At 37.5% G+C, this 7,781-nt stretch carries 5 protein-coding genes; all 5 read left to right on the forward strand.

The window, feature by feature from the left end; genetic code table 11:
• Positions 1 to 900: 900 nt before the first annotated feature.
• A complete protein-coding gene (locus CA730_RS02720; RefSeq protein ID WP_096663666.1) occupies positions 901 to 2,076 on the forward strand; it encodes a nucleotide kinase domain-containing protein in 1,176 nt (391 codons plus the stop codon).
• Positions 2,077 to 2,121: 45 nt separating this feature from the next.
• Complete coding sequence (locus CA730_RS02725) at positions 2,122 to 2,628, forward strand: DUF1643 domain-containing protein (RefSeq protein ID WP_096663669.1); 507 nt, start codon at positions 2,122 to 2,124, stop codon at positions 2,626 to 2,628.
• Between the two features lie 99 nt (positions 2,629 to 2,727).
• Complete coding sequence (locus CA730_RS02730) at positions 2,728 to 3,624, forward strand: nucleoside triphosphate pyrophosphohydrolase family protein (protein ID WP_096663672.1); 897 nt, start codon at positions 2,728 to 2,730, stop codon at positions 3,622 to 3,624.
• A gap of 35 nt (positions 3,625 to 3,659) precedes the next feature.
• Positions 3,660 to 4,247, forward strand: a complete 588-nt coding sequence (locus CA730_RS02735; protein WP_096663674.1) for a Uma2 family endonuclease — start codon at positions 3,660 to 3,662, stop codon at positions 4,245 to 4,247.
• Positions 4,248 to 4,683: 436 nt separating this feature from the next.
• Positions 4,684 to 7,506 carry a cation-translocating P-type ATPase gene (locus tag CA730_RS02740; protein ID WP_096663677.1) on the forward strand — a complete coding sequence of 941 codons (2,823 nt, stop codon included), beginning with the start codon at positions 4,684 to 4,686 and terminating at the stop codon, positions 7,504 to 7,506.
• Positions 7,507 to 7,781: the final 275 nt, after the last annotated feature.

Raw genomic sequence — 7,781 nt, forward strand, 5'->3', positions numbered from 1 at the left:
ACCAATGTGCCAGTTGCGTAAGTCCTGAATTTATCAGAATCAGGATATCCAGGATTTAAGGATTAACAGGATGTAACTGTTCACACTCCCCCCTATCTTTAAGGAGAGATCAAGGGTTTCGATAATTTTAGAGGGGGGGGAGTGAATAACTACAACAGGATGTTGTTTAAAAGTATCATGTTTTGATTTTTGATTGTCCATCTTTATCTGTGTTTATCGGCGTTTATCGGCGTTTAATTATTTTGGTATTACTGTTAGATTACTAATTTTTTTAAACGAACCACAGAGGACACGGAGGACACAGAGAAAAAATATCAGTTATCTTTGTGTGGGAAGGGAGTAATTTTCTCGTTCATCTAATTAATTATCTCAAAATTGGGGAAGCTTTCATCAGAAAATAAAATCCTGTAAATCCTCAAATCCTGGATATCCTGATTCTGATTTAATAATTTTCTGAAAGCTTTAGATGTTAGAGTTTACAAATCTCGATGCGAGAGACCCACAACCTTAGTAACCAATCCAAACACCACCAAGGCCTGGATTTCTCACCAAGGCTCTCAAAGCCTTATAAAATCTAGATTCTGGATTTTCACACTGCTGCAAAAATGCCCCTGTGCAAAATCGCTGAAACCCATTGTGTGTAAGGATTTAGAAGACTGTGATAGCGAAGCACTCCGTAGGAATTGCATTGTTTGTGATAAATGCGGGGGTAGGCGCAAAGACGCAAAGTGTTTTTTAGGGTCTTTGCATAAAGTAAAGTTAAAAAATGGTAGGTTGGGTTAAGCGGAAGCGCAACCCAAGGAAAAGTTTGATAATATTAATTTTGGGTTTAACTTCACTGTATTATTCCATAATTGATGAAGGATTGATATTGATGACGAGAAGCAAGGAGAATAGTTTATGCAAGTAAGACAAGAAATTTTTGATACTTATTGGCGATTTGCTGCTATGCGTCAAGAAGTTTTTTTCAACAAACTTAAAAATGTATCACTACCTTGGACGAGTGATCCTATTCTTAATACTTATAAATTTTGTAATGCTTATCGAGTAAGTGATCGGGTTTCTCAATATCTGATCAAAAATGTAATTTATGATGAAAATAGGAGCAAAAATGAAGAAGAAGTTTTATTCAGGATTTTGCTATTTAAAATTTTTAATAAAATAGAAACTTGGGAATATTTAGAAAAAAAAATAGGAGATTATATTACACTGTCTAATTTTGATTTAGACGTATATTCAAACATATTACAAGAGGCTATGGATCTTGGATATGTGATTTATACAAGTGCATATATGTCCTGTGCTAGTAAAGAATTTGGTTATGATAAAAAACACCAGAACCATTTGGCATTAATTGATAAAATGGTTGTCCAAGACAGGGTAATTAATTCTATCGTTAAAGCTAAAACTTTAGAAGAGATTTTTCATATTATTGAATCATATCCATTGTTAGGTAAGTTTATGGCTTACCAATTAGCAACAGATATTAACTATAGTGAAGTTATCAACTTTGATGAAAATAGTTTTACCATAGCAGGACCAGGAGCAGAAAGAGGTATTAATAAATGTTTTATTGATACCGAGGGAAAAAGTTATGCTGATGTCATTCATTGGATGACAGAAAATCAAGAAAATGAATTTCAACGTTTGGGTTTAAATTTTCAATCTCTCTGGGGTCGTCCATTACAAGCTATAGATTGTCAAAATCTTTTTTGTGAAACTGATAAATACTGTCGAGCCGCATTTCCTGATTTAAAAAGTAATCGTAAAAAGATAAAAGCAAAATTTACTGCAACTCCTCAGCCAATTGATTATTTTTATCCACCTAAATGGTGTATTAACGAGAAAGTTCAAGAAACTTTAGCTCAGAGATTACCACCATTAGAAATTCCTAATTTGCAGGATAATTGTCAGCAGTTATCTTTAGAATTAGATTCTTTTGTAAAAACTACATCTGAAATTCCGAATTGTATATCAAAACAACATAAAAAAAATGGGCAAAAAACTACGCTAAAAAAATCAACCCTTTTGCAAAATACAGACGCAGCAAAATCTCAACAGTTGTGTCTTTTTTGATATTTTCTAATATTTATAAATCAAGACTAATTCAGGGTAAAACACATGGAAATAAAAGGATATGCCGAGATTGATATTACTAAAAAGTATCGCTATTTATTAGGACGTAAATGGGATGAAACTTTGCCGCAAGTTACCTTTATAATGCTTAACCCAAGTAAGGCTGATGAAAATGAAGGTGATCCCACACTGACTAGATGTATTAACTTTACCCGGTCTTGGAAGAAATACGGTTCTCTTGAACTGGTTAATTTATTCGCTTATCGTGCTACAAAACCCTATGAACTTCGCCAAGTAGATGACCCTGTGGGACCCAAAAATAACTATTATATTGAATTAGCAACACAACGCGCTGACTTAATTATTTTAGCTTGGGGTGGTGGTGCGAATAAGCATACCAGAATTAAAAATCGTGATAAGGAAGTGCTAAGTCTAATTTCTCGTCAACAACCTATTTATTGTCTAGAGCTAACAAAGAAAGGATTTCCACATCATCCGAGAGGTCTTAGAAATAATCTAGAGCCAATTATTTTTCCCTATCAACAAAGCTAAATTTCAAATTGTAATGGTGACACTTTTTAAGTATTACTCAGATTTGTATTTTGTCTCTATAAAAATCAACAACAACATTGAAATTTGAGGAATTGCATTATGAATTTTTCTGAATATCAATTACAAGCATTGAATACAGATCAAATTCCTGCTGTTGAAGGTAGTGAATTAATCATACCCTTACTAGGTTTAGTTGGTGAAGTTGGTTCATTAATGACAGAATATAAAAAACATTTACGCGATGGTGAAGCACACAAATTATTTAAAGAAGGAATTGCAGAAGAATTAGGAGATATGCTTTGGTATATTTCCAATATAGCCAGTAAATTTAACCTTAATTTACAAGAAATTGCAGAAGATAATTTAAGAAAGTGCAATGACCGTTGGGGATGGAGAGATTCAACAGAAACAGATAATAAAAATACAAGTTATATCTTTGATAATGAATTTCCAGAACATGAAAGTTTACCACGACAATTTGAAGTAGAAATTACAGAGATAAGCAAAGATAATTCAGTCAAAATGAAAGCATTTATAAATAAAGAACAAATAGGAAATGACCTCACAGATAATTCCTATAAAAGTGATGGCTACCGCTTTCATGATATTTTTCATTTTTCCTATGCCGCAGTTTTAGGCTGGTCTGTAGTTACTCGTAGTATTCTTAAACGTAAGCGCAAAAGTAATCCTCTTATTGACGAAGTTGAAGACGGAGGGCGTGCAGTAGCTATTGAAGAAGGTATATCAGCACTTGTATTTAGCTATGCTAAAGATCACGGTTTTTTAGAAGGTGTTTCAACATTAGATTATCAACTATTGAAGACCATCAAAAATATGACATCTCATTTAGAAGTGTCTTGTTGTTCGCTAGGAGTTTGGGAGAAAGCTATTTTCATGGGTTATGATGTCTGGCGACAGGTGGAGAAAAATCGAGGAGGAACGGTAGTTGTTGACCTTGATGCAGGCTTGATAACCTATCAAATAGGAGTAAGCTAACATCAAGGGTAAAGCAATAAAAGGATCTAAATATCATGACTATTGCACAAGAAACACGCTACTATTCACCTAAAGAATACCTGGAATTTGAGGTAAATTCAGAACTACGTCACGAATATATTGATGGATTAATTATCCCCATGACAGGCGGAACACCAAATCATAATAAAATAGCTGGTAATTTATATGTTGCCATACATTTTGCTCTTAAACGTCAGCCTTATGAGGTCTATTATACTGACCAACGGCTTTGGATTCCTAAACGACGGATTCATACTTATCCTGATGTAATGGTTGTCCAAACTCCCCTAGTGTTTGAAGAAGGAAGAAATGATACTATTACTAATCCGGTGATGATAGCTGAAGTCTTATCAAAATCTACTAAAGGTTATGATAGAGATGAAAAGTTTGCAGCTTATCGGACTATTGCCAATTTTCAAGAATATATTTTAATTGACCAATACACAATTCACGTTGAACAATATGTTAAAACTGATCATAAAAAATGGATATTTTTAGAATATGAAGATATTAACGATACTTTAAATTTAACTTCTGTTTCTTGTCAAATTTCTCTGGCTGATATTTATGAAAAAATAGACTTTACTAGTGCAGAATCATAATTATTTGTCTGATAGCGTAGCGTGGCGTAGCGTGGCGTAGCCATATCAGGATATCCAGGATTTAAGGATTTACAGGATGTTGTTTGAAAGTGTCGTGTTTTGATTTTTTATTGTCCATCTTTATCTGTGTTTATTTGCGTTTATCTGCGTTCAATTATTCTTGATATTACTGTTACATTGGCATTTTTTTAACGAACCACTCCAGACACAGAGGACACAGAGAAAAAATATCGGTTACCTTTTGATTCACGCAATTAATTATGTTTAGAAGTCGGGGATCTTTGACCACAAAATAAAATCCTGTAAATCCTAAAATCCTGGACATCCTGATTCAGACAGTTAACCCCCAAAAAAACCACCCCACACCTCAGACAGATGAAAAGGTATAGACTCAGTATCTAAAATATGATATCAAAGCCCGATTGATACCAAAAGTATGAATTCAAACTTTCATATTTGGACGCTGACACCTACAGATGTCTACAAGACACTAACAACAACTCCCCAAGGTATCAGCGAGGCAGAAGCTAATTTAAGATTAAAACAATCTGGTTATAACGAACTTCCCGAACCCCAAACACGCCCTTTAATTCTGCGTTTTACCGACCAATTAACCCATTTTATGGCCTTGCTGTTGTGGGTAGCGGGAATATTAGCTTTTATTTCGCAAACACCAGAATTAGGTTGGGCAATTTGGGCAGTAATTTGGATTAATGCTATTTTTAGTTTTTGGCAGGAATTTCAAGCCGAAAAAGCCTTATCAGCCCTGAAAAAAATCTTACCTTCCCAAGCCAAAGTTTTTCGTGATGGAAAATTGTCTGTAATTGCTGCCCGTGAATTAGTTAGCGGCGATGTCATGCAGTTAGAAGAAGGTGATAAAATCTCCGCTGATGCCAGACTGATTGAAAGTCAATCTTTATATGTAGATGTCTCCGTACTCACAGGGGAATCTTTGCCCGTTACCCGCATTAGCGAACCTGTTACCGCCGCAAATATCCATGCTTCGGAAGCCAGTAACTTAGTCTTTGCAGGTTCTACCGTGGCCGCTGGTCGGGGACTCGCGGTAGTATATGCCACAGGCACTCATACAGAATTTGGTCAAGTAGCCCGTCTCACCGCCCATGTGAAGCGGGAAGCCAGCACTTTAGAAGTGCAGATTTCTAGGGTGGTTCACATCATTACCATCATTGCTTTGAGTATGGGGGTGGTGATATTTTTACTCACTAAGTTGCTGGTAGGAATGCAACTCAAAGAAAGTTTCATTTTTGCCATTGGGATTATTGTGGCATTTGTCCCGGAAGGCTTATTACCTACTGTGAGTCTAGCCTTAGCCATTGGTGTCAAGCGCATGGCTACCCAAAATGCTTTGGTGCGGCGTTTGTCTGCGGTGGAAACGCTGAGTGCAGTTACTGTTATTTGCACTGACAAAACTGGGACTTTAACTAAAAATGAAATGACTGTCCGCCAATTGTGGATTCCTAATACTAATATTAATGTGACTGGGGTGGGTTATGAACCCAAGGGAGAAGTGGAATTTCTTACGGAAGAGTTACGCACCACAGAGGCACAGAGAACACAGAGGAATGAGGTGCGGTTAATGTTGGCTGGTGCGGCACTTTGTTCTAATGCGCGGTTAAATCATCCTTCCAATTCCAATCAATGGCAAGTATTGGGTGATCCTACGGAAGGGGCGTTATTGGTGGCTGCAATTAAGGCGGGTTTGAAGTTGGAGGAGTTGCAACACCAAGTGCCAAGGGTTCGGGAAATACCTTTTGATTCGCACCGGCGGATGATGACGGTTTTATTAGAAGGACATTTGGAATTTGACAATACTGAAAATTCCCAGTATTTGATTTTTACTAAGGGATCAACTTTAGATGTATTGCAACATTCCCGGTATTTATGGCGTTCAGGGGAAAGGCTGGAACTGACGGAAACTCAGCGAAAGGAAATTATCGCGGCTAATGATCAATTGGCTAATCAAGGTTATCGTGTTTTAGGGGTGGCTACTAGGCAAGGTGGGGCGGAATTAAATCACCTAGATGATAATTTGTTAGAACAGGATTTGACTTTTTTGGGCTTGGTGGCGATGATTGACCCAGCCCGTCCAGAAGTTGCTGATGCGATCGCTCTTTGTCATCGTGCCGGGATTCAAGTTACTATGATTACAGGTGATTATGGGTTAACAGCCGCTGCGATCGCTCAACGCATTGGTTTAGCAAACGGTAAACCCAGAATTATCACCGGCGAACAATTAGGACATCTTTCGGATACGCAATTGCGGCAAATCCTCCACAAGCACAAAACCGGGTTAGTATTTGCCAGAGTCATGCCAGAACAGAAACTCAGGTTAGTGGAAGCATACAAAACCCTTGGTCATGTCGTCGCTGTTACAGGTGATGGTGTCAATGATGCCCCCGCTTTACGTGCTGCCAATATCGGCATAGCCATGGGAATTAGTGGGACAGATGTTGCCCGTGAAGCTGCGGATATTGTTCTCATAGATGATAATTTTGCCACCATTGTCGCCGCCATTGAACAGGGTCGAGCGGTGTATCAAAACATCCGCAAGTTCATGACTTATATTCTCGCTTCTAACATGGCGGAGTTTTTGCCCTTCCTGGCAATGGTGTTTCTGAAAATACCCCCAGCATTAGTAATTTTACAAATATTAGCCATTGACTTAGGTACAGATATGCTGCCCGCACTGGCATTAGGGGCAGAAAAACCGGAAACTGGTTCAATGGAGTTACCACCCCGGAAAAAATCCCAAGCACTGTTAGATTTACCCTTACTGCTTCGTGCTTACTGCTTTTTAGGACTGCTGGAAGGTTTGGCAGGTATGGCAGGATTTTTCTTTGTTTGGTGGACAAATGGCTATAATATTCCCCAATTACAGGCACTCAGTCCTAGTATTTTATCACACTCAGCTAATGCGGCGACAATGGCGATTTATCACCAAGCAACGACAATGACTTTAGCTGTAATTGTCGCTTGTCAAGATGGTAACGTCTTTGCCTGTCGTTCGGAACGGGTTTCAATTTTGCGCTTGGGCTTTTTTACTAACCGCTTCATTTGGCTTGGAATTGCGGTGGAATGGTTTTTGATTCTCTCAATTATTTATTCTCCTACTCTACAAAAAATCTTCTCGACTGCATCTTTAAAACCATCATATTTATTGATGTTATTGCTGTGTCCACCGTTCATCTTAATAGCTGATGAACTGCGAAAGCGAATTATTGGACAATTCAACCTTTAAACAAGTTTAGATTTTAGGCGTTACTGATTAAGGGTATGAATTTATCGGGCTTCACCCTGCTTCGCTAACACGCTCCAGGCGCAGAGTCTCTCCAGAGTAAGGAGAAATATGATATTCACTTTGATTTTAGGATTAACAGGATGTTGTTTGAGAGCATCATGTTTTGATTTTTGATTGTCCATCTTTATCTGTGTTTATCTGCGTTCAATTATTATTGGTATTACTGTTACATTAGCATTATTTATTTAACTTAGGACTTACGCAAGTGTCACACT

This window comes from Dolichospermum compactum NIES-806 (genome assembly GCF_002368115.1).
GTDB lineage: Bacteria > Cyanobacteriota > Cyanobacteriia > Cyanobacteriales > Nostocaceae > Dolichospermum > Dolichospermum compactum.